The 22,676-nt window shown below is 68.1% G+C and carries 15 protein-coding genes; 1 reads left to right on the forward strand and 14 read right to left on the reverse strand.

All coding sequences use genetic code 11. The features are described 5' to 3' along the window. From HB724_RS17800 to HB724_RS17850, 11 genes are all read right to left on the reverse strand, one after another. Positions 1-347: hypothetical protein (locus HB724_RS17800; protein ID WP_213982290.1), on the reverse strand; the 347-nt coding region annotated here is incomplete at its 3' end. A gap of 1 nt (position 348) precedes the next feature. Next, complete coding sequence (gene tssI / locus HB724_RS17805; protein WP_213982291.1) at positions 349-2,238, reverse strand: type VI secretion system tip protein TssI/VgrG; 1,890 nt, start codon at positions 2,236-2,238, stop codon at positions 349-351. 85 nt (positions 2,239-2,323) lie between these two features. Then, positions 2,324-2,791, reverse strand: a complete 468-nt coding sequence (locus HB724_RS17810; RefSeq protein ID WP_213982292.1) for a type VI secretion system tube protein Hcp — start codon at positions 2,789-2,791, stop codon at positions 2,324-2,326. A 90-nt stretch (positions 2,792-2,881) separates the two neighbouring features. Then, the gene (gene tssH, locus HB724_RS17815) at positions 2,882-5,620 is read right to left on the reverse strand and encodes a type VI secretion system ATPase TssH (protein ID WP_213982293.1); all 2,739 of its coding nucleotides are present in this window, start codon (positions 5,618-5,620) and stop codon (positions 2,882-2,884) included. 195 nt (positions 5,621-5,815) lie between these two features. Continuing rightward, positions 5,816-6,865: a type VI secretion system baseplate subunit TssG gene (gene tssG / locus HB724_RS17820; protein WP_213982294.1), complete on the reverse strand. Its 1,050-nt coding sequence runs from the start codon at positions 6,863-6,865 to the stop codon at positions 5,816-5,818. Continuing rightward, positions 6,862-8,676, reverse strand: coding sequence for a type VI secretion system baseplate subunit TssF (gene tssF, locus HB724_RS17825; protein WP_213982295.1), 1,815 nt, complete (start codon positions 8,674-8,676; stop codon positions 6,862-6,864). The genes tssG and tssF overlap by 4 nt, the downstream gene beginning before the upstream one ends. A 4-nt stretch (positions 8,677-8,680) precedes the next feature. After that, positions 8,681-9,151: a type VI secretion system baseplate subunit TssE gene (tssE, locus tag HB724_RS17830; protein WP_213982296.1), complete on the reverse strand. Its 471-nt coding sequence runs from the start codon at positions 9,149-9,151 to the stop codon at positions 8,681-8,683. Then, complete coding sequence (tssC, locus tag HB724_RS17835) at positions 9,151-10,563, reverse strand: type VI secretion system contractile sheath large subunit (RefSeq protein WP_213982297.1); 1,413 nt, start codon at positions 10,561-10,563, stop codon at positions 9,151-9,153. Before tssC (HB724_RS17835) ends, tssE begins: the two co-directional genes overlap by 1 nt. Before the next feature lie 49 nt (positions 10,564-10,612). Then, entirely contained in the window at positions 10,613-12,109 is a 1,497-nt protein-coding gene (gene tssC, locus HB724_RS17840; protein WP_213982298.1) for a type VI secretion system contractile sheath large subunit, read from the reverse strand. Positions 12,110-12,114: 5 nt separating this feature from the next. Beyond that, positions 12,115-12,636: a type VI secretion system contractile sheath small subunit gene (gene tssB / locus HB724_RS17845; protein WP_213982299.1), complete on the reverse strand. Its 522-nt coding sequence runs from the start codon at positions 12,634-12,636 to the stop codon at positions 12,115-12,117. A 71-nt stretch (positions 12,637-12,707) separates the two neighbouring features. Continuing rightward, positions 12,708-13,853, reverse strand: a complete 1,146-nt coding sequence (locus tag HB724_RS17850; protein ID WP_213982300.1) for a type VI secretion system ImpA family N-terminal domain-containing protein — start codon at positions 13,851-13,853, stop codon at positions 12,708-12,710. Positions 13,854-14,012: 159 nt separating this feature from the next. Here HB724_RS17850 and HB724_RS17855 point away from each other — a divergent pair, with 159 nt between their 5' ends. Then, positions 14,013-14,276, forward strand: coding sequence for a PAAR domain-containing protein (locus tag HB724_RS17855; RefSeq protein WP_213982301.1), 264 nt, complete (start codon positions 14,013-14,015; stop codon positions 14,274-14,276). Positions 14,277-14,282: 6 nt separating this feature from the next. On the opposite strand, the gene HB724_RS17860 is transcribed toward HB724_RS17855, so the two are convergent. The 3 genes from HB724_RS17860 to HB724_RS17870 form a co-directional block, all read right to left on the reverse strand. Next, entirely contained in the window at positions 14,283-14,924 is a 642-nt protein-coding gene (locus HB724_RS17860; RefSeq protein ID WP_213982302.1) for a hypothetical protein, read from the reverse strand. 11 nt (positions 14,925-14,935) lie between these two features. After that, positions 14,936-18,070, reverse strand: a complete 3,135-nt coding sequence (locus HB724_RS17865; protein ID WP_213982303.1) for a CHAT domain-containing protein — start codon at positions 18,068-18,070, stop codon at positions 14,936-14,938. Further along, positions 18,067-22,676 (reverse strand): hypothetical protein (locus HB724_RS17870; protein ID WP_213982304.1); only part of this gene is annotated, 4,610 nt, incomplete at its 5' end. The genes HB724_RS17865 and HB724_RS17870, both read right to left, overlap by 4 nt.

Genomic DNA, 22,676 nt, shown 5'->3' on the forward strand with positions numbered 1-22,676 from the left:
CCCGTGGAGGCGTCGGCGATCGCGCCGGCCTGTTCGGCATCGGCGGCGGAGGCGCTCTGCACCCAGCGCTCGGCGATATCGACCGCGGCGAGATCGGCAGGCCGCGCGGCCAAATCCGGCAGCGTGCGGGCGGCGAGGCAGGCCCACCACACGGCCTGGCGGTGCGGCAGCATCATCGCCAGCGCATAGAGCGCGTCGCGGGCGTTGCCCGCCTCGATCAGCGTGCGGATCATCCGCTCGGGATGCGCCGCCTGTTGCAGGCACAGCAGCCCTTCCGGCGTAAGGTCCGCCTTCGCTTCGAGTTCTGCGCGCTGGAAGCGCAGCGGGATCGTGGTGATGGCGCTCATGTCAGTTTATCATCACGATGCCGCCCTTGAGCGTCAACATCGCGTCCGCCGTCACATCGGTCTTCGGCGCCTTGAGCGTCGCCGTCGCGCCGCCCGACATGTCGAGCTGCGCGTCCGCCTTGATCGTGATCTTGGGCGCCTTGATCTCGATTCCCTGCAGCGTCAGCTTGATCGATGAAGGTCCGACCTTGATCTCGATCTCCTTCTTCGATTCGAGCAGGTTCTTGTCGATCACCGTGATGGTGCGCGTGCCCGTGACGTCCGATTTCTGCTTGCCGTCGATCTTGACGGTGCGGTCGCGCGTGACGGTGAGCTTCTGGTCGCGCTGGACCTCCAGCGTCTGGTCGCGCTTCACCGTGCCCCAATCGTCCTGGTCGATCATCCGGCGATAGTCGCGGCCGGTGTAGAGATAGACTTCTTCCGAGCCTGGCTTGTCCTCGAAACGGAATTCCTGGACGATGCTGCCGTTCTTGTCGCTCACCGAGCGCCAGCCGCTCTGCGTGGCCTTGCTGGTGGGATCGAACGGATAGGCCTGGGACGGGGTGTAGACCGTGCCCGAGATGAACGGCAGGTCCGGATTGCCATAGAGGAAATCGATGATGACGCGCGTGCCGATGCGCGGGAAGAACTGGGCGCCGTGCGTCGAGTGCGCCCATTGCTGCTGCACCGGCAGCCAGACATATTTGGACAGGCCCTGCGCCGAATAGTCGCGCGCGTTCGCGATCGCGACGGGGACGCGCCACTGATCGTCGATCTTCGCCTCGCCGGCCGCGGCGCCCTCGGCCGCCACGACGCCGAGCAGCGGGCCGGGCGCCTTGCGTTCGAGCGAATCGAGCGCCGGGCGGAAGATCTTGGTCGCGTCGATCGCAGTGAATTCATTGCCGTAGCGCGCGGTCTCGGCGCCCGGCAGCATCCACGGATCATAGGCCGAATGCACGACCGAGGTGAGCACCACGCGCTTGGGCGAAACCGCTTCGCCGCCGGTGATCTCGACGCGCCCGCCGGCCAGGAAGCTCGGCTCGTTCGAGCTGCCCTCCACGCTCTCGGAGGCGATGCCGTGCTGCTGCTCCTGCGCGGTGCCGCGCGGCGCGATGTCGCCCGCGGCCACCGCCTCGAAGCCGATCGTCTCATAGCCATGGCCATGGACCGAGCCCCAGGTCTCGCTCGCCGTGACGTCCTTGCTGAACGGCGTGTCGAGCTTGTTGACGTTGAACGAGACATAGCCGTGCTTGCGCGCGGCCGCCTTGTAATGCCGGCCGAGCGACGGGATCGCGCCCTTGGCCGAATTGGGCAGGAAGTCGATCGGGCTGGCCGCCACGTCGACATAATCGGCCGACTTGTTGGTGACGACCATCTTGTGCCGGAAGGGGCCGGATGCCCGGTCATAGACGAAGAAATAGAGGATGCCGTCCTGCGCCAGCAGCCGGGCGAGATAGTCTATCTCGGTTTCGTCATAGCGGACCGAATAGCCGCGCACCGCGGGCGCCGGGCTCACGCCCACGGTCTTGACCAGGCCGGTCGTGTCCGACGTCATCGCCTCGAAGATGTCGAGGCTGTTCTTGTCCTGGATGAAGTGCGTCGCGCGGCCATAGCTCAGCGCATGATAGGCCGGGCGGACCTGCACGAAGATCCTATTGAGCCCCCCGGACACGACGCGCCGCGTGCCATAGATGCGTCCGGCGAAGATCCGCTGCGATCCGTCGCCCGGGCTCACATCGAATTCGGCGAGCTTGCCGATCCAGGCCGAGACATCGGCCTCCGCCGTCGTGATGAGTTCGAGCCGATAGTCGAAAGGCTCGGAGATCGCTTCCCGGCCTTCGAAGCTCAGCAACGCATACTCGTCCACCGTCGCGTCGGCGAGAACCCGAAGATTGAGGAGGTGTTGCTCCACCATTACGCCCTATCGACACAGAGATGCCGGACGGGGATGGAGCGTCGATGCGTGGCGACGCGCTCCATCCCGCCGGTGTTGGAAATCAGCCGACCTTGTTCTCGACCAGGCTGTAGATCAGGTGCGTCGGGCTGCCGGTATGGGTCGCGTCGCGGCCCGTGAACGACCAGTCGAACTTGGTGAAGTTGAGCGACAGCGATTCCGACGGGAAATCGCCGCCCGACGACATGCTGAAGCCCGAGATGATGACGTCTTCGAGCTCGAGCGTCGCATAGGCGATCGACTCGCCCTTCGAAGCGGCGACGAACGAGACGGTGCACTTGCCGATCGGATCGCCCTTGAGCAGCGCCTTGAACAGCAGCTCGGACGATTTGTCGGTGGTTTTGGTCGCGGTGATTTCCGAAACGCTCGGCTCGGAAGTCGTGCGGTCGCCGCCGCGCGCGCTGCCGACGCCCAGGCCGGCGCCCCACTGGAAGCTGCTCAGCTCGATCTGGTCGGCGAACTTCGAATCGGTCGAGCTGCCCTTGATATCGCTCTTCAGGTAAATTGCCACGTCGTATCTCCTTGTCTTCACACAAAAAGCGGCAACGCCGCGGAACGGTTCACATGGGAAGGGGCATGCCGCGCACGCCCGTTCCCCGTCTCAAGCCAACACGAAAGCGTAATCCTTGGCGTCTCCCGCCGTGACCCGGACTTCGGCGACGCTCTTGCCCTCCGCGCGCATCTCCAGAAGCTGCGCCGCGAGATCCGCGAGCAGCCCGCGCTTCAGGATATTCTCGATGTTGCGCGCACCGCTTTCGACTTCGGTGCAGCGCGCGACGAGCCGGTCGAGCAGCGCATCGTCCCAGTCGAACGTGGCGCCGTAATTGCCGGTCACGCGCTTGCGGATGCGCTCCAGGCTGATGACCACGATCTCGCGCAGGATCTCGGGCGGCAGCGGGAAGAAGGGCACGGTGACGACGCGGCCCAGGAACGCCGGCTTGAAATATTCGAGCAGCGCCGGGCGCAGTTCCTTGGCCAGCTCCTCGGGATCGGGCAGTTCGGCGACGTTGCGGCACAGCCGCTCGATCGTGTCCGTGCCCGCATTGGAGGTCATGATGATGAGCGTGTTCTTGAAATCGATGTCGCGGCCCTGGCCATCCTTCAGCATGCCCTTGTCGAACACCTGGTAGAACACGTCCTGCACGCCGGGATGGGCCTTTTCCATTTCGTCGAGCAGGATCACCGAATAGGGCTTGCGGCGCACCGCTTCGGTCAGCACGCCGCCTTCGCCATAGCCGACATAGCCCGGCGCGGCGCCGACCAGGGTGGAGACCTTATGCTCCTCCTTGAACTCGCTCATGTTGATCGTGGTGACGTTCTGCTCGCCGCCATAGAGCAGCTCGGCCAGCGCCAGCGCCGTCTCGGTCTTGCCGACACCCGAGGTGCCGCAGAACAGGAACACGCCGATCGGCTTGCGCGGATCGGCAAGGCCGGCGCGCGCGGTGCGCACCGTCTGGCCGATCATGTCGAGCGCATAGGTCTGGCCCTTGATCCGTGCCGCGAGCTGCTCGCCGACCGAGAGCACCGACTTGATCTCACCTTCACTCATGCGTCCGGCAGGAATACCAGTCCAACCGGCGAGAACCGACGCTACGACGTCGCGATCTACGACATCGTAGACCATGATGTCCTCGCCTCGCTGATTTGTGAGTTCAGCCTGCGCCTGGGCAAGCGCCTGGCGCGCGGCGGCAATCTCGGCAGGCAAGTTGCGAGGCTCGGGTGCCGCTTCATCGCTGGCAGTTGCATCCGACGATTGATCTGCGGATGCCGATGATGCCTTGGTGCGGGCCTCTTCGTTCATAAGACCATCGAGGGCCATTCGGGCCGTCGAAACGGCTGCGACGAGCCGCTTCTCCTCGTCCCATCGCTTCGTGAGTTTATCGACTTCCGCTTCAAGTTCCGCCTTGCGCTCTACGCGGGCCTGCAGAGCAGCAGCGTTATCGATCCCACCGCGCTGCTCGCGCTCAAGCATCCGAACTTCTGACGCGAGGAGCCCAAGTTGCCGATGTACATCCTCGACCGCGGGCGGCGTCGCCGCCTGGCTGATGCCGACGCGCGCGCAGGCGGTGTCGAGCAGCGAGATCGCTTTGTCGGGCAATTGCCGCCCGGCGATGTAGCGGTGCGAAAGCCCCGCCGCCGCCTCCAGCGCCTCGCCCAGGATGCGGACGCCGTGGTGCTTCTCCAGCACCGGCACCAGCCCGCGCAACATCGCGACGGCCAGCGCCTCGGCCGGCTCCTCCACCTTCACCACCTGGAAACGGCGAGTGAGGGCGGGATCCTTCTCGAAATATTTCTTGTATTCGGCCCAGGTGGTCGCCGCGATCGTGCGCATCTCGCCGCGCGCGAGCGCGGGCTTGAGCAGGTTCGCCGCGTCGTTCTGGCCCTCGGCGCCGCCTGCGCCGATCAGCGTGTGGGCCTCGTCGATGAAGACGATGATCGGCGTGGCCGAGTTCTTCACTTCGTCGATCACCGATTTCAGCCGATTCTCGAACTCGCCCTTGATGCCCGCGCCCGCCTGGAGCAGCCCGAGGTCGAGCGACAGCAGCCGGACATTCTTGAGCGAATCGGGCACGTCGCCCTGGACGATGCGCAGTGCGAAGCCCTCGACCACCGCGGTCTTGCCGACGCCGGCCTCGCCGGTGAGGATCGGGTTGTTCTGGCGGCGGCGGGTGAGGATGTCGACGATCTGCCGGATCTCGGGATCGCGGCCATAGATCGGGTCGATCTTGCCGTCGCGCGCCTGCTGGGTGAGGTCGATCGTGTATTTGTCGAGCGCGCCGCCACCCCCAGCCGGTGCCGGTGCGCCGCCGCTGGCGCCACCCCCAGAAGCCGCTGCGGCCGGGGCGTCGGATGCGAAACGGGCCTCTTCCGAGCCGGACGCGATCTGCGTCATCGTCGAGCGCAGCGTCTCGACCGGGATCTTGGCGAAATGGGTGCTTGCCTCGCGCGCGACCTGCGACAGCTCGTCGGTGCCCAGCAGCGCCAGCAGCAGATGGCCCGAGCGGACGATATTGGCGTTCTGCTCCAGCGAGGCGATCAGCCAGGCTTCGCGGATCAGCTTGACGATGTTGGGGGCAAGGCCCGGCGCGCGGCCGTTGCCGGTCTTGAAACGATCGATGACGCGATTGATGTCCTGGCTCAACCGCCCGGAATCGACCGAGAAATGGTTGAGTATCACGGCGACGTCGGAGGTCTGCCGATCGATCAGCTTGAGAAGCCAGTGCTCGATCTCGACATCGTAATTGGTACGCGAAAGCGCGAGGCCCGCCGCGCTCTCCAGCGTTGCCCGACTCGTGTCATCCAGTTTCGAAACCAGACTTTTCAGATTGAGTTGTGCCACACTCCCCCCACGATTTTTCGTCGTCTGTTCGAGAACGTGGAGAGGTTTGCGCCCCTAACCTTCCACGCCTGTCTTCAGCCGTCTCAGAAGCGTCACATCATCTGCTCTCCGGATTCCGCTCTTAATGGCGGATTCGGAGCGGCCTTTACCTACCCCACGCGACCCGGAGCTACAATGTCAATTTAGAATTCAGTATCAGTGGATTGTGCTATTCTCGATCGGGATCACGCAATCGCCGACCAGCGCATCGCGATCCTCGGGCGGCCCCAGCCAACTCGTCCAGCCGAGCAGCGCCGGCGCGTCGGCGCCGGCCAAGGTGAGCGGCGGAATGTCGTCGGCGGGCACGAGGATGCGGATCGACGGGCGATGCTCGATCCCCGCCGCCAGCGCGCAAAGCTCGCCGACCACGCGCCGCGCCTCCGGGTCCATGCAGAAACGCTGCAACTGCGCATGCGAGACCGGGCCGATCTCGACCACATAATGATGCTGCACCTCCAGCACCGCGGCGCCGATCATCGCCGCGTCCGGCAGGCCGAGCCCCGAGTCCCCGCCGAGCCGGGCGAACTGTCCGCCCGCGCCGCCCAGCCGCGTCTGCTCGGCCGGGGGCACCGCCATCCATACCGGATTGGCCTCGACCACGCGCAGGTCGAGTCCGGTGAGGACGCGCAGCACCGTCTCGACGCTGTCGGCGCTGCGCCGCGCGTCGCCCAGATGCGCGGCCAGCGGGACCAGGGCGGCATCCTCGATCCGCAACCGAGTCCGGGCGCCTTCCACGCCGAACCCGGCGAGCGCGAGCGCGGCGCGGCCGATCGGCTCGACCTGCCCCGAATCGACGCGCTCGGCCTGGAGCGGCCAGCTATATTTGCGGGTGATGCGATAGAAGAACGACAGCGCGCGGTGATCGAACAGGTTGAGGAAGCGGCCGAAGGAGAAGTCGCGCAGGCGGCGGCGCTGGAGCTGGAGTTCGCTATAGACCGGCGGCAGCGCCGGGGTGGCGCCGGCCAGCCCGAGCACATTGGCGGTGATCCGCACCTGATCGCCCTGAACCTCGATCTCGGCGATGTCGTTGGCGGGGAGCGACATGCGATCCGAGGCGACGAAATGGATCGGCTCCTCGCCCGGATAGGTGTCGCGGCCGACCTCGCCCTTGCGGCCGGCGACACGGGCGGCGAGTTCCACGACGCGCGCGGCCTGCGCCAGGGTGGCGCCGCCCAGCCAGCGCGCGATGCCCGCCAGCTCGGTCATATCAGCGGCCGGTCGCCGATGCGGGGCGCCCAGGTCTTCCACAGCCCGTTCTCGCGCTGGAGCTTGGCCGATACGCGCACGAAGCTGTTGAGCGCGCAGGCCCCGGCCAGGAACCGCTCGATCACCGCGCAGAGCAGGAAGGCGCCGGAGCCGGACAGGCGTTCGTCGTCGATCTCCAGCGTCACGTCGATGCCGGCGCACATCGCGGTATGGCCCTTGATGTTGAGCCGCGCGACGCCCGGCTGCGCAGTCACCCCCACCAGCCGGTCGCGCAGATGGCCGCTCTCCGGCGTGTCGCCCAGATCGTAGAGCGCCAGCGTCTCGCGCAGCGCGCTGCCGCCCGCCGTGTTGCCGACCAGGCTGAGGTGATTGAGCGAAAGCTGGCCGATCAGCCGCCAGATCGCGGCGCGGCGGCGCGCGGGGCGCCGCGTGGGCGTGGGCTTGGTGAGCGCGCTTGCCCTGGCGAGGCCGGGGATCGTGCCCGCGACCGTCAGCTCCGGCCGGCCGCCGCCGAAGGGCAGGCGCGCGGGGAGATCGCGATTGGTGGCGAGGATGGTGGTGTTCACCACGGTCGCGTCGTCGCGCAGCAGCCGGCCTTCGAGATCGGCGATCGTCAGGAACACGTCGTCCCCGCCGCCGGGGCCGAAGCTCGATCGCCGCGCGATCGCGTGGAACATGCGGCCCAGCCGCGGCGATCCGCGATCGAGCGCGTTCATCGACGGTGCCTCGATCCGTTCGCCGCTGGCGTCCTGCAGCATCACCTGCTGCACCGAATGGACTTCGGTGACATGCTCGCGCCGCGCATCGGGGACGATGCGATATTCGATCGCGCTGTGATCGATATGGATCGGCTCGGCGTCCACTTCGAACAGGTTGAGCGCGGGGCAGGCGAACAGCTCGAAATCCTCGGCGCGGACCACCCGCTCCAGCTCGGGCGAGAGCCGGTCGAAATAGAAGAACAGGTCCAGCCGCTGTCCTTCCAGATCGAGCGCGCGCGCGCCCAGCCCCTCGATCCCGAAGAACATGTGCTTCTGGGGATAGGCGAAATGCTCCTGGATCAGCGCATAGGAGCGGCGCGCCACCGACGTCTGGGGCAGCAGCAATTGGTCTTCGCTGAGGCCGGAGAAGCGCAACGCCGTGGGCGGCAGCAGCACCGCGCGCGGATCGCTCGCGCTCGCGGCGACGCCGATGCCGAGCAGGTTCGCGCCCAATTGCTCCAGCAGGATCTGCGCGCGCCGGGCGTCGCTGGTGATGAACAGGCGCAGCTTTTCCAGGCCGAGCGCGGCGATCTCGATATCGGGCTTGGTGGTGGACAGGCTGATCTGGAGCACGCCCTTGGCGCCCGCGATGCCGAGCGATGGCGCCTCGAACGGTGGTCCGCTCATCGCGGCTTCGCGAATCGTAAGGGGGAGGAGCTGCGTGTCCTGGCACAGGCGATAGCGGCAGACTTCGCCCTCCAGCGGCTCGGTGGTGAGCATCGTGCCGGCGGGGACATTGGTGGGCTTGTCGAGATCGGGGCCGGGCTCCAGCCGCACGACCATGAACGAGGGGAGCGGCTGGATCAGGTGCGGATAGAGCGTCAGCAGCAGCGCGTCGGACAGTTCGGGATATTCGTCGTCGATCTTGTGGCGGAGGCGCGCGTTCATGAACGCGACCGCCTCGATCAGCCGGCCGACATGCGGATCCTCCACCGATTCGCGGGTGAGGCGCAGGCGCGAGGCGATCTTCGGATGCGCCTCGGCAAAGGCCCCCGCATTGTTGCGCAGGAAGCTCAGCTCGCGCTGATAATATTCGATCAGGTCGGCGATCATCCGCTCAACTCGAAAGCTCGATGGCGATGGCGCGGTCGCTGGGGCGGACGCTGGCGTCGTAGATCACCGATTCGCTGGCGCGCGCCACGGTGAGGACGGCGGTGATGCGGAAGCGGATGCCGCGCGAGGTGGGGCCGTCGTCCACCTCGACCTCGATGCTGGAGAGGCGCGGCTCGTGATCGCGGATGCACTGGGCGACCATCCGCCGCACCCGATCGCGCGCGCCGGCCGCCGAGAAATCCTCGGTGCTGATGTCGCGAAGGCCGAAGGCCACGACCGTCTTGTCCATCCCGTCCTGCTCCTCGACCGACGCGAGCAGGGGTCGCTTGCTGTTCAGCAGCGCTTCCAGATCGCGGCGCAGCCCCAGCTTGCAGCGCGCCATCGCCCGCTCCTCGCTTTCGGCCATCTCGATCGCGCGATCCGGCTCGTCGTCGATCAGCCGGTCGATCAGCGACTGGGTGATGCCCGCGGCCATCAGAGCAGCGCCTCGCGGCCGACGACCGTCGTCAGGCGGAATTCGGAGGAGATCTGGTCGAGCTGGTAATGCGGGCGGATCGCGATCTCGCAGCCATAGGCGCCGGGCTTCTCGGGCAGCTCATGGACCAGCACCCGCGCCTCGCGCAGCGGATAGCGGACGCGCATCTCGGGCGATGCGTCGTCATTGCCCGTCACATAGCGGTTGAGCCAGTCCTGCAGCAGTTTCTCGCACTGGCGGGCGTCGGTATATTTGCCCACCCAGTCGCGGGCCATGACCTTCACATAATGGGCGAAGCGCGAGACGCAGAGGATATAGTTGAGCATCGCGCCCATCTTGGCGTTCATCCGCGCGGCCTCGCCGTCATAATCGGGCGGGCGGTGGAGCGTCGGCAGGTTGAGGAAGGCGCAGTTGCCGGTCAGATGCATCTGCCGCACGACGATGATGCCGGCGTCGTTCAGCACCATCTCCTGTTCCTCGGACACCGAATTCTCGACCGCGAAGCGCGCCACCACGCCCTGGCGGTCGCTCGGCAGGTACTGGCGGACGGGGCCGTCGATCGTGCCGCCTTCGCCGGGGGGCAGCGTCCCGCGGATCGCCGCCGGCCAGCGATGGCGCGACATCGCCCGCGCGGCGACATGGGCGAGGGCGAAGCCGCCCGACATCCAGAGCAAATCGTGGCTCGACGCGATCCGCTCGTCATAGACGAAGCCCAGCCGGGGATGATCGCGCCCGCGATGCAGCGGCCGGGCGAGTAGCCGGGGCATCACCGCGCCGAGGAAGCGGCTGTCGGGCCGGGCGCGCAGCCGGTTCCAGCGCAGGAACTCCGCGCCGGCGAAATTGGCGGCGAGATCCTGGCGCAGGTCGATCCCGTCGAACCCGTCCATCGCGACGATGCGCGGATCGGCGCCGACGATGATCGGGGAGAAGGCCGCCGCCGCGACTTCCGCCAGCCCCTCCAGCACGGCGACGTCGTCGGTCCGCTCGCGGCCGAGGCGATGCGAGACGGCGTGATCGACCAGCAGCATGCCATAGGGCTCGCCGCCGGGCATGCCGAACTCGCGGCTGTAGATCATCTCGAAGAGCTGGCTCTGGTCGAAGCTCATCGCCCGCTCCAGGTCGCGGGCGATCTCGGTCCAGCGTATGTCGAGCAGGCGGACCTTGACCTGGCCGTCCTCGATCCCATCGGTCAGCCAGCGCAGCCCGCGCCACAGCGCCTCCATCCGCTGGAAGCCGGGATGATGGAGCACCGCGTCGAGCTGTTCGCCGAGCAGCTTGTCGATCTGCGCGATCGCGCGGTTGACGCGGGCACGCAGTGCCGCATCGGCGACATGCGGAGCGGGCGGGGGCGGAAGCCGCGGCTCCGCCCCCGATTCTGTCCCAGCCTCGCCCTGCAAGGCGGGGACGGGCACCGTTTCACCGATAAGGGCCGTCCCCGTCATAGCATCGCAATTTCGGCTATCACGCCGCCTTCGGGATGCGGGCGACCAGGCGCATCGATGTGGTCAGTTCCTCGAACTGCAGCCAGGGGCGAAGATGCGCGACCGCCGTATAGGCGCCGGGCGATCCCTCGACTTCCTTCACCTCGACGCGGGCCTCGCGCAGCGGATATTTGGCCCGGGCTTCCTGGCCCGCACCCTCCGTCGCGTTGACGTAATTGCCGATCCAGCGATTGAGCCAGGTCTCGCAATCCGAGGCTTCCATGAACGAGCCGATCTTGTCGCGCGCCATCACCTTCAGATAATGGGCGAAGCGGCTGGTCGCCATGATGTAGGGCAGCCGGGCCGAGATCGCGGCGTTGGCGGTCGCCTCGGGCCGGTCATACTTCTTCGGCTTCTGCGTGGTCTGCGCGCCGAAGAACACCGAGTAATCGGTATTCTTGTAGTGGCAGAGCGGCAGGAAGCCGAGGTCCGACAGCTCCTTCTCGCGGCGATCGGTGATGCCGATCTCGGTCGGGCATTTGGCGTCGAGATCGCCGTCGTCCGACTGGAAGACATGGGTCGGCAGGTTGGTCACCTTGCCGCCGCCCTCCGCGCCGCGGATCGCGGTACACCAGCCATATTGCGCGAACGCATCCGTCATCCGCGCGGCGAGCGCATAGGCGGCGTTCATCCAGCAATAATCGTCATGCTCCATCGCCTTGGGCGCGCCGGCATCGTCGCGCGGCGCCTCTTCATAGGCGAACGCCTCGACCGGCTTGGTGTCGGCGCCATAGGGCAGGCGGGCCAGCACACGCGGCATGGCGAGCGTGACGAAGCGCGAATCCTCCGTCGTGCGGAAGTTGTTCCACTTGATATAGTCCGCGGTCTCGAAGAGCTGCTTGAGGTCCATCGGGTTGGAGAGCTCGCCGAAGCTGTCCATGCCGAACAGCTTGGCGTTCGCGGCGGCGACGAACGGCGTGAAGCCGGCCGCGGCGACGCTGGAGATGTTGGTCAGCAGCTCGACGTCGTCGGGATGCTTCGAGAAATAATAGTCGCCCACTAGCGCGCCGAACGGCTGGCCGCCGGCGATGCCGAACTGCTCTTCATAGACCTTCTTGTAGAGCTGGCTCTGGTCGAAATCGGTCGCCTTGGCGAGATCGGCCGCGATCTCCTTCTTGGTGACGTTCAGCACCTGGATCTTCAGCGATTCGCCGATCTCGCTGTTCTTCACCAGATAGTTGAGGCCGCGCCACGAGCCTTCGAGCGTCTTGAACTTCTCGGCATGCATCACCGCCGCGAGCTGCTCGGAAATCTGCTCGTCGATCTTGGCGATCGCCTCGCGCAGCGTGACCGTCATGTTCTTCTTGAACTGGACGGTGCCGGTCATCGCTTCCTGCGCGAGCGTGCGCATCAGCTCCTCGACCCGCTTCGGCTCGGTCTGCTTGGTGGCGCTGATTGCCTCGTCCAGCAGGCTTGCCGGGGCCTCGACCGTTTCGGTCGCCGCGCCGGCGCCGGCCTGGGTTTCTACTTCCGCCATGCCCCTTACTCCTTGCTCTCGCCGCTGTCGTCGCCCGCGCCGAGCTGTTCACGAAGCTGGCCGAGCTTGTCCTGGTCGCCGAGGATCTGCTCGAGCAGCGATTCGAGCTTCTCCGATCCGTCCGCCTTCGCCATCAGGTCGCGCAGCTGGTTGCGCGTCTCCATCAGCTTGCGCAGCGGCTCGATCTGCTCGACGATCTTCTCCGGCTCGAAATCGTCCATCGAGCGGAACTTGAGGTTGACCTCGAATTCCTTGCCGTTCTTCTCCAGCGTGTTCTCGACCTTCAGCTTCACCGCCGGCTCGATCCGGGCCATCACCTGGTCGAACTTGTCCTTCTTCAGGTCGATGAACTTGCGTTCCTTCAGGCCCTTCTTGGGCACCGCCGAATCGCCGGAGAAATCGCCCATCACGCCGACGACGAAGGGCAGCTCCTTGAGTTCCTGCGCTCCCTCCGTCTCCACGTCATAGGTGATGTGGACGCGCGGCTTGCGGACGCGCTTCAGTTTGTCATGTACCGAGTCTGCCATCACTCACCTCCCTCGGGCGCTCAGCGCCCCCTAATGCCTGCACGACACGTAAAAGTTCGGCGTAGCCGCCGTTATTCGTTCTGGCTTTTTTCGGCCGGCGGCCGGATTCCCGAGCGCCAGTAAAAGGTCTCGCGAACCGACTCGTCGGGTATGAGTTCCGCTAGGAAGTCATGAAGGCCCATTCTGGCCCTGCGGTCAACCTCACGCAAAGTCGAACCCAGCGGCGATTGCGGTTCATGGGTAAGGAAATACTCGGCCGCGGCCGAAATCGCCTTCAGCGCATCTTCGCGCCGGGATATCTTGCCGGCTACGAAACCGGCGCCCCCAGCGGCGGGGGCGGCGGCTTCGCCACCGGTTTCCGCGCCTTCCTCCGCGGCCGTCTCCACCGCTTCCGTGGGATCGGGCGGCAGCTTCGCGAGCAGCGATTCCAGCCATTCGCGCAGCGCGCGCAGCTCGTCGCTCACGCGCGAGGCGGCAGGGAATTGCGGCTTGGTGCGCTCCGAGATGAAGCCGATCGCGCGGCGCCAGCAGGTCTCGGCCGTGTCGACTTCGCCGATCACCGCCGCGAGCGAACGCCGTGGTATGCGCTGGGTGAGCGATTCCGCCCCGCGATAGGCTTCCTCCGCTTCCTGGACCCGGGCTTCCTTCTGCTCGGGCGAGCCGGTCTGCGAGGCGGCCATCACCGCGTCGGCGCGCACCTTGTCGAGATAGCGCAGCTGATCGCCCCCGGCGGCGGCCAGAACCATGCGCCGGATCGGCTGGATCAGCGCGCCGTCCTTGTCGCCGCTGCCGCCGCTCAGGCCCGACAGCGGCTGGAAGCGCGTGGCGACGCCGTCATCGTCCTCGGCCGGATAGAGGCCCCGGTCCCAGAACGCCTCGACCAGCTCCGCCAGCAGGCCCATCGCCGCGGCCAGTCCGCTCGGGCCGTCGATCCGGACCATCGCCTCGATGAGCACGGCCATCGGCTCCAGATCCTTGCCGTGCGCGCTCAGATAGTCGCGCGCATTGTCGGCCAGCGTTTCCCAGTCCCAGCCTTCCTCCCCGGCCGGGGCTTCGCCCATCGCGGCGGATTGTTCCTGGCGGATGATCGACTTGCGCTGCGAGCGGATCTCACGGAGCAGGTCGCCGGCAACGCCTTCGTCCTCGCGGCCGTCGATGCCGGGTCCGTCGCCGATCGGCGCCAGGATCGCGAGCCGGCTTTCTTCATCGATCGACACGCAAGAATCCCCCCAAATGGAAAATGCTGTCCGTTGATCCTGAGCTTACAGCTTTGCCGGGCTAGCTCCACTGGTTTTTGAATCCGGCGGAAACGGGTTATACTTGGTTTCTATTCGGGAGAACAGCGCATGGGCCAGCCGGCGTCGAGGATCACCGACATGCATACCTGTCCGATGGTGACGGGCGTCGTCCCGCATGTCGGCGGGCCGGTAGTGGGGCCGGGGGCGCCGACGGTGCTGATCGGCGGGCTGCCGGCGGCGCGGGTGACCGACCAATGCGTCTGCGTCGGCCCGCCCGACGTGATCGTGAAGGGCAGCGCCACGGTCATCACCCAGAAGATGCCCCAGGCCCGGATCAGCGACCAGACCGCCCATGGCGGGCTGCTCGTGCTGGGGTGCTTCACGGTGCTGGTGGGGGGATAGTCCCCCCTAGCTGTTCGGGAAGATCACCGATCGGAACTGCCCGCTTCCCGACAGGATGCCATATTCGACTTCGTCGGGCCGGTCGCCGACATTGCCCTTGGCGTAGATCAGCCGGATGAACGCCGACAGGCCGGCATTGGCGGCGAGGTGGCTTTCGATCGCGCGCCACAGCTTGCCGTTGCTCGACCGCGCCTGGTTCAGCCGCCGCGCCTGGCGGAAATAGTTCGGCCCGCCCTCGCGGCCGCCCTGGGCGTGGCTCCAAGCATGGCCCTTGTCGAGGTTCTTGCCGGCCGTGGGATAGCCGGCATGATAGGCATTGTCGCGCGTATTGGGCGCGACCGTCTTGGAGACGCCCCAGACCAGCACGACCCGCTCCCGGACCATGTCGAACAGGAAGTTCGCCGCGCCGTCGCTGAAGGTGTAGAGTTCGGCGCGGGCATTGCCCGCCTTGCGGTATGCGGCGCCGGCATGATCGAGCAGCCGTTCGAGGAAGCGTTCGCCGTCGCCGCTCTCCTCCCATTCGGCCAGCATGTCGGCATAGGCGGACATCCCGCTCTTCAGCTCCGGATTGCGCCCGAATTCGCGGTCGATGATCGTCTCGATCGGAATCCCCGACCAGTCGAGCTTGTCCTTCCGGCGCCTGGCCATCGAACCCTCCCTCAGTGCGCCGCAATGGTCCGGGGCGGCGTGAGCATCATTTTCGATCCGTCGCCCACCAGGAAATAGGCGCCCCAATAATAGGGGTGTGAATAGCGCGATTGGGCGATCAGTATGTTCTGCGCCGCCTTGAGCGAGGCCGAGATCGAGGCGGTGCGGCCCGTCCGGTAAAAGGCGGCCATCAGCTCGTCGCTCTGCGCGATCGCCGGCACGCGCCAGAAGGTGGCGAGCACCGAGCGCGCATTGGCGACGATGAACGAGCGCACCAGCCCGTCGAGCGCCGGCGTGCTGTCCTCCACGCCTGCGCGCCGCGCGACTTCGGCGCTGGCCCCGGCAAAGGTCTCGCAGGCGGAGAGCACGACGAGGTTGGCATTGAGGCGCAGCCGCGCGACTTCGTCGAAGGAGAGCAGCCCGTCCGACAGGATCGGCCCGTCGCGCTGCGGCGAGGCGAGCGTGGTGACGAGCGAAGGCGGCAGATGCATCACGCACTGGCCGACCGTCACCTGCGTCTCGGGAAGGCCGTGGGTCGCGAAATGCAGGATCTGGTATTGGGCGAGATCCTGGCTCGCCGCGCCGGACACCAGGCTGACATCGGTGAACGCCGCGCCGGTGATCTCGGGCGGATTGGCGACGCCCAGCGCATCCGCCGCGACCGAAATCTCGTGCGCGCTGATCGGCGTGCTGTTCGACATCGCATTGGCCCAGGCGCCATAGGTCACCGCACAGTCGAACGGCATCGCCCGCTCCGCCTGCCCGGCGCCGATCGCCTGGGGCGGCGCATTCTCGCCCAGCCCGAGGAAGGGCAGCGGCGCGTTCGATGCACCGAGCTCCTGGCGCCCGCGCAGGAATGCGCGCGGCGAAAGCGCGGTGGCGATCTCCAGCCGGCGGGCGAGGAAGGTCACGACGCTGTAATCGCTCTTGATCGTCTGCTGCGCATAGGCATCCACCGATGCCTTGTCGGTCACCAGGATCGCGGCCGGAACCTGGCGCAGCGCGCCGGCGGGATCGTAGACCAGCTTGGCCGCGCCCGAGAGCATCTCCGCCGCCGGGCCCGATACCACTTCGAACAGTTTCTGCGCGCTCGCCACGTCGAAGGGGCGCAGCACGCCCTCGTCGTCGGTCCGCGCGCTGGTGAGGACCGCGCCGGCGAGCTTGTCGATCTCGCCCAGGCCGGCGGGCAATTGATAGATCATGGTGCGATCCCGGCTGATCGCGATGCCGAACAGCGCCGATCTGAGCGCGGTGAGCTTCAGATAGACTTCGCCCGGCGCCAATGCCGCGCGGACGCTCGCGATCGTCGCCGGCTGGTCTTCCAGCGCGCCGATGCCGTTCGCGGCCAGCAGCTTGTCGTTGACGTCGGTGAGTCTGGTGCCCGCCGCGGCCCGCTCGGCTTCGAGATCGGCCAGGTCCGCGCTGCTCGCGCCGCTGGCGGCGGTGATCTCGTAGCGCAGGCGGATGAGCTGCCGCTCCAGGTCGCCGCGCTGGCGCAGCAGGCCGGCGACCTCCGCGTCGGCGGAGACGACCTTCTGCAGCTGCGCATATTCGCGCGCGATCGCCGGCTCGCCGATCGTCTGCATCGCGTGGAAATATTCCTCGTCGCGGCTGTCGCCCTGCGGCGCCTGGGTCAGCAGCGCGAAATAGCGTTCGAGCGCGCCGAGCGAGACCGATCCGATGCCCGTCTGGTTCGAGAGCGACTGGATCGCATTGCCGTAATCGGCGAGCACGCTCGCACGGTCGCGCCCGGGATCGCGCGAGGCGATGCTGGCGCGTTCGAGCTGGGTCTCGATCAGCAGCGGCGCATTGGCCGCGGCATCGGTCAGCCGGCGCGCCTCGGGGAAGACGCAATGTTCGGAAGCCGGGCGGCTGCCCTGCAACCCGGCGATCGCGCAGTCGAAATTCGCCAGCGATGCGGAGAGATTGCCCTTGCGCGCTTCGATGCGGCCCTTTTGCCGCTCGATGGCGGCGCGCATCCACACGATCCGCTCGGGCGCGACGAAGCGGACCGAATCGCGCGCCGAATCGGCGGCCCGCGCCAGCGCGGCCTCGGACTGCGGGATATGGCCGAGCGCGAGCTCCGCGACGCTGATCGCCCAATTGCCCTGCGCGTCGAGCAGGCTGCGCGAGAGCAGGTTGGCATCGGTGAGCGAGGATTGCAGCGAATTCTTGGGCGGCGCCGATTCCTGGTTCAGCCGGCTGAGGGTCATCGGATCGACCAGGTCGCGCGAGCTGCTGCCACCCTTCGAAAGCACGTCGATCGCATCCGCCCAATGGCGCTGGTTGATGAGGTCTATGCCCTGATAGGTGACGAGCTGCTGGCGCTTGTAGGATGCGTTCACCAGCGCCGGATTGTCGTCGAGCAATTGCCGGGCGATCGCGAAATGGCCGCGCGCCGCGTCGAACTGGCTGACGTTCGAATCGGCAAGCCCGGCGGCCAGGCGGAGATCCACCTTGGTCGCGACATCCGCGTCGACAAAGGCGCGCAGCGCGTCGTTCAGCACGCGCGACGCATCGAGCATCCGGCCCGCCTGCAGCGCCCCGATCCCGTCCGCCAGCGCGGCCTCGGCGGTGATGCCCGTCGCCCGCGCCGCCGCCGATACGGCGGGGCCTGCGGGCACATCGGCGAGCAGGATCGAAGTCTTGGCGGCGCCGCGCCCCGAGGGCGGCTCGCCGCCCGCCGCGATGACCCGGATCGCCGCTTCGAGCGGCCCCAGCGCGACTTCCAGCGCGGCGCCGTGATAGGTCACGCCCCTGTGCTTGAACCGCACGTCGACCGCCGATTGGCCGAGCTGCGCGTCGAAGCAGCGGCGGACCTCGACCGGCCCGATCCCCTTCAGGGCCATGGTGACGGGGGCGCCGCACTGGTCTGCGCGGATCTCGGCGCCCGGCTCGCTCACATAGCCCTGCGATTCCGCGGCGGAGATGCCCCGGCAGGTGATGCTGAACGGCTGCTCGCCCGCCCGGCGGATGCCCTCGCCGATGGTCCATTGCCGGATCGCCGTGCAGGCATCGCCGCTGCTGTTGGTGCCGAGCTCGAAGCGCTCGGGCGCCTCCGGCATCGCCGCGATCGGCGCCAGGGGCACGAGCACCAGCGCCGCCGCTGCCGTGACGGGCGCGAACTTCCGGACGATGCCGTTCATTTCGGTTCTCCCTGCGGGCACGGCCCGTTGGCGGGATCGCATTCGATCGTGTCGATCCCCACCGGCGCGTCGGCGATGTCGACGATCAGCCCTTCGTTGCCGCGCCCGACCAGCGGGTTGAAGAACAGCAGCGGATCGTCGGCCATGCCGAACAGCTGGGTCTGGCGCTGGTCGTAGATCGAGAAGTTCGGCCGCGGCGGATCGTTGACCAGGCAGCCCTTGTCCGGCGATCCGATCACGCAGCCGTTCAGCCGCGCATTGCCCTGGGCGATGCGGACGACGCGCGGATTGCCGCCCGCCGCCCAGATTTCGATGATCTCGTTCGGCAGGATGCCCGCGCCGCGCCCGATAAAGCCGTTGATCGTGCCGAACAGGGCGAAGCTGTTGTCGGTGCGGTCGCCGGGGCCGAACAATTGCAGGGCGAGCCCGGTGACGGTGGGCGGCGCGGTTTCGTTGAGCGCCACGCCGCCGCCGTTCGGCCCGCCGGTATTCTGGAACAGTGCGAAATTGGCATAGCTGACCTTGAGCCGCTTGGCGGTCAGGAACTGCCGGCCGGTGCCGTCCGACGTGTAGAGCGGCGAGGCCGCGTTCGCGACGTCGAGCGCGACGGCGGCGTCGCTGGGCGATGTGCCGCTCGCGGGCAGATATCTGTCGATCAGCCCCGTCCGCGCGAAGACGATGCGCCGCGCGCGCAGATCGACGGTGCCGTTCGGCAGCAGGATCGCCGCCCTGGTCCCGCTGTCGCCGATGTCGGCGGCGATCTGCGTCGCGAGCTTGGTCTCATCGACCAGCCCGCTTGGATCGTCGGTCGAGCTGCCGCCGATCTGGAGCACGCCCGTCCCGTCGCCGCTGATCGTGTCATTGAGCACGATCGCGCCGGTCGAGAGGATGCGGAAGCTGGTCCTGCCGGTGTTGCCGGCGATGGTCAGCCTGTCGATCGCGACCGGCCGGGCCTTGGAATCGATCACCAGGTTTCCGGAGGAGACCAGTGCGATCTCGGCATTGTCGAGCACGATATCGCTGCCGTTATCGGCTGTGGTGCCGCCGATGATCGTGCCGCCGGTGCCGGTGTTGCTCAGCGTCACGGTGCGGCCCGGATCGACGGTCTCGATCACGCCGAGCAGCGAAAGCGCAGTCTTCGCCTCGATCGATATGTCGCCGTTCAGCGCGCGCGCGCTGCCGATCCGGGCGGCGCTTGCCTTCACCGTGATCTGGCCGGCCTGTAGCGCGCCGAGCTGCGCCGTGCCGGCCGCATCCACCGCGATCGATCCCTGCGCGGTCATCGCTGCGGTGCCATAGCCGCTCGCGCTTGCGTTTGCGGCGCCGCCGGTCGTGCCGAGCGTGGCGGTGCCGCTCACCGTGGCGCTGTCGATCTGGAGGCCGTTGGCGGCGGTGAGCGTAAGCGTGCCCGCATCGACGCTGCCCAGGCGGATGCTGCCGGGCGTCGCCTGGCCGGCATTGGTGACCGTTCCCGCCGTGACCGATCCCGCGGCCACATCGCCCGACACGTCGAGGATCAGCTGGCCCTGCGCGGAGATGGTCGACCCGCCGGTCGCGGACTGGAAGCCGGTGCGGCGGCCGGTCACCGAGCCGTTGGTCGCTGTAGCTTCGATATCGCCGCCGGACGCAGTGATCGTATCGACGCGGATGTCGCCCTGGGCGGACGACAGGGCGGCCGCGCCGCTGTCCAGCGTGCCGATTACCAGTCCCGTATCGGTATCGCCCGTCAGCGCGGGGCCGCCGAGCGAGGCCGCGCGGATGGTGATGTTGCTGCCCGCCGGGGACGCCAGTGGCGCGATCGCGGCGGGGGCATCGAAGGCGATGCCGCCCGGCTGGCCGATCCGGGTGCGATCGAAGGTGATCGTGCGCGTGTCGCCGGCGCTGCCGTCGGCGACCGCGGAGACGAGGTAGACGGCGCCCGGGGTCTCGATGGAAAGATCGTCGCCGGCCCGGGCGGTATCGATCCGCACCTCGCCGCCCGCCGAGATCGCGGCATCCTCGAACGCATCGAGCGCGACACCGGCGCCTGTGGGGGTGAGGCCGGTCACCTGGCCCTGCGCGAGCACCGCGATACTGCCATTGCCGGACTGGAGCGTGCCGAGCCGCGCATTGGTCTGGCTCTGGGCCGCGATGCCCTGCGCGGCGATGAGGGAGGTGACCGTCAGTTCGCCGGTCGCGCCTTGCTTGATGAGCGTTGCACTGCCGCCAGCGGTGCCGGTGCCCAGCGCCAGGTCGCCTCCAGTCGCGGTGAGGGCGAGTGCGCCGTTCGTCGACTGGAGCGTACCGAGCCGTGCGCTGGTCTGGCTCTGGATCGAGATGTCCTGCGCGGCGGTCAGCGAAGTGACCGTCAGCTCGCCGGTCGTGCCTTGCTTGATGAGCGTCGCGCCGGCACCGGCGGTGCCGGAGTCCAGCGTCAGGTCGCCTCCGGTCGTGGTGAAGGCGAGAGAGCCGTCGGTCGACTGGAGGGTGCCGAGCCGTGCGCTGGTCTGGCTCTGGACCATGATGTCCTGCGCCGCGGTGAGAGACGTGACCGTCAGCTCGCCGGCCGCACCTTGCTTGATGAGTGTCGCGCCGGCGCCGGCGGTGCCGGAGTCCAGCGTCAGGTCGCCTCCGGTCGTGGTGAAGGCGAGAGAGCCGTCGGTCGACTGGAGCGTACCGAGCCGTGCGCTGGTCTGGCTCTGGACCGTGATGTCCTGCGCGGCGGTGAGCGAAGTGACCGTCAGCTCACCCGCCGAGCCCTGTTTCACGAGCGTCGCGCCGCCGCCCGCGGTGCCGGTCCCGAGCGTCAGGCTACCTTCGGTCGCGGTGAGGATGAGCGCGCCGTTGGTGGCGGTGGCGGTCAGCAGGTCGATCACCTGGGCGGTGACGTCGATCTGCGTGCCCACCAGGACCGAGCTGCCCTGGCCGGCGCTGAGCGGGCCGAGCTGCACGTTGCCGGCGGTCGCGCGCACCGAGATCGTCTTGCCCGCCCCATGCACGGCGACCGACCCTTCGCCGGCCAGGCTGGCCACGTCGCCCGTGGTGGCGGTGATGCCGATATTGCCGATCGCCGAATCGAGCCGGCCCAGGGTCACGCTGCCGCCCTGCGCGCGGATATCGCCGTCGGCGGCGGGCGTCGCGGCGAGGGTGATCGCAGTGTCCGCGCCTGCCAGCGCCGGATCGAATGCGAAGCTGCGATCGTCCGCCCCGGCGCCGAGCGTGCTGCCGGAGACGATCGTCAGCGCGGCCCCGGCTTCGAGATCGAGATCGTCGCCCGCGGTGAGCGTGCCGAGGTTGGCATCGTTGCCGGCCCGCACCGCGATATCCTCGGCGGCAAGCGTCGTGGCGGTGGCATCATGGCCGGCCAGGATGCGGATCGCGCCGGCAACGGCCGTGCCGCTGCCGAGCGAGGCGTCGTCCTTGGCATTGACGGTCAGGTCGCCGGCGGCGGCCGTCGCGGTGCCGATGGCCGCGCTCGTCCTGCTGCGGAAGGATGCTGCGCCGCCCGCCGTCACGCTGCCCGCCGTCAGCAGATTGTCGGCGGCCGTCCTGGGCAGGCCGATATCGTCGTCTTCCTTGACCAGGATCGCGTCGGTGCCCGCGCTGCCGGTGCCGAGCGTCAATCGCCCGCTGCCCGCCTCCAGCGAGAGCAGCCCGAGCGCGGCGGTGGCTTCGCTCAGGTCGATCGCGGCGGCGGTGACATCGATATCCCGATCGGCCGAGACGGTGCCGAGCTGCGCGGCGCCGGCGGCGGTCACCAGGATGTCGGCGCCGCTGAGCCCGGCGCGGCCATGGCCGTCGACCAGCGCGGGGCCGGTGAGGTTGAACGCGCCGGCGGTGCCGCCGGTGGTGCGCAGGCTGGCGGTGCCAGTGATCTGCGCGTCGTCGATCTGGAGGCGCGCGCCGGCCGTCAGGTCCAGGCTGCCGGCCCGCACCACGCCCAGCCGCAGATTGGCCGGCGCGCCGGCACCGGTGGAGATGGTCGCGGCTATGGCCGATCCGATCGCGAAATCGCCCGCGCCCACGCTTTCGAGCAGGATCGCGCCGGGCGCCTGGAGCGTCGGGCCGCCGGCGGCCGGCGCAGGCGATATCCAGCTCGAGTCGAGTCCGGAGACCGAGCCCTGGCCGGCGGCGACGCCGATATTCCCGCTCGCATCGATGGTGCCGATGCGGATGTCGCCCTGGTCGGCGGTCAGCGTGGCATCCGTGCCGCCGGCCAGGCTGCGGACCACCAGCCCGGTGCCGGTCTCGCCGCCCAGCGGAGTCGGGCTGGTCAGCGCTGCGGCGCGGATCGCGATATTGTGTCCCGCCTGGCCGCCCGTGCCGGCAAAGGCGATCGCCGCCGGCTGGCCGGCCAGCGTCCGGTCGAACTGCACGGCGCGCGCATCGCTGCCCGCGCCGGTGGAGACGGCGGAGACGAGCGACACCGTGCCGCTGGTGGCAAGATCGATATCGTCGCCTGCGCGTGCCGTGGTAAAGGCCAGTGTCCCGCCGCCGGAAAGGGCGATGTCCTCGCCTGCCGCGAGCGTCGCGGCGTTGATGTCGCGGCCCGCGAGGATCGCGATGGAGCCGGTCGCGGGATCGCCGGCCGGCACCGTGCGGATCGCGCCGGCGGTGACGTCGCGGC

The organism is Sphingomonas sp. dw_22, assembly GCF_018449795.1.
Lineage (GTDB): Bacteria > Pseudomonadota > Alphaproteobacteria > Sphingomonadales > Sphingomonadaceae > Sphingomonas.

What these genes read in the sequence shown, in the direction of transcription:
- tssG (WP_213982294.1), bottom strand. Translation starts at nt 6,865, where the DNA reads ATGACCGAGCTGGCGGGCATCGCGCGCTGGCTGGGCGGCGCCACCCTG.
- tssF (WP_213982295.1), bottom strand. Translation starts at nt 8,676, where the DNA reads ATGATCGCCGACCTGATCGAATATTATCAGCGCGAGCTGAGCTTCCTG.
- tssE (WP_213982296.1), bottom strand. Translation starts at nt 9,151, where the DNA reads ATGGCCGCGGGCATCACCCAGTCGCTGATCGACCGGCTGATCGACGAC.
- tssC (WP_213982298.1), bottom strand. Translation starts at nt 12,109, where the DNA reads ATGGCGGAAGTAGAAACCCAGGCCGGCGCCGGCGCGGCGACCGAAACG.
- tssB (WP_213982299.1), bottom strand. Translation starts at nt 12,636, where the DNA reads ATGGCAGACTCGGTACATGACAAACTGAAGCGCGTCCGCAAGCCGCGC.
- HB724_RS17855 (WP_213982301.1), top strand. Translation starts at nt 14,013, where the DNA reads ATGCATACCTGTCCGATGGTGACGGGCGTCGTCCCGCATGTCGGCGGG.
- HB724_RS17860 (WP_213982302.1), bottom strand. Translation starts at nt 14,924, where the DNA reads ATGGCCAGGCGCCGGAAGGACAAGCTCGACTGGTCGGGGATTCCGATC.
- HB724_RS17865 (WP_213982303.1), bottom strand. Translation starts at nt 18,070, where the DNA reads ATGAACGGCATCGTCCGGAAGTTCGCGCCCGTCACGGCAGCGGCGGCG.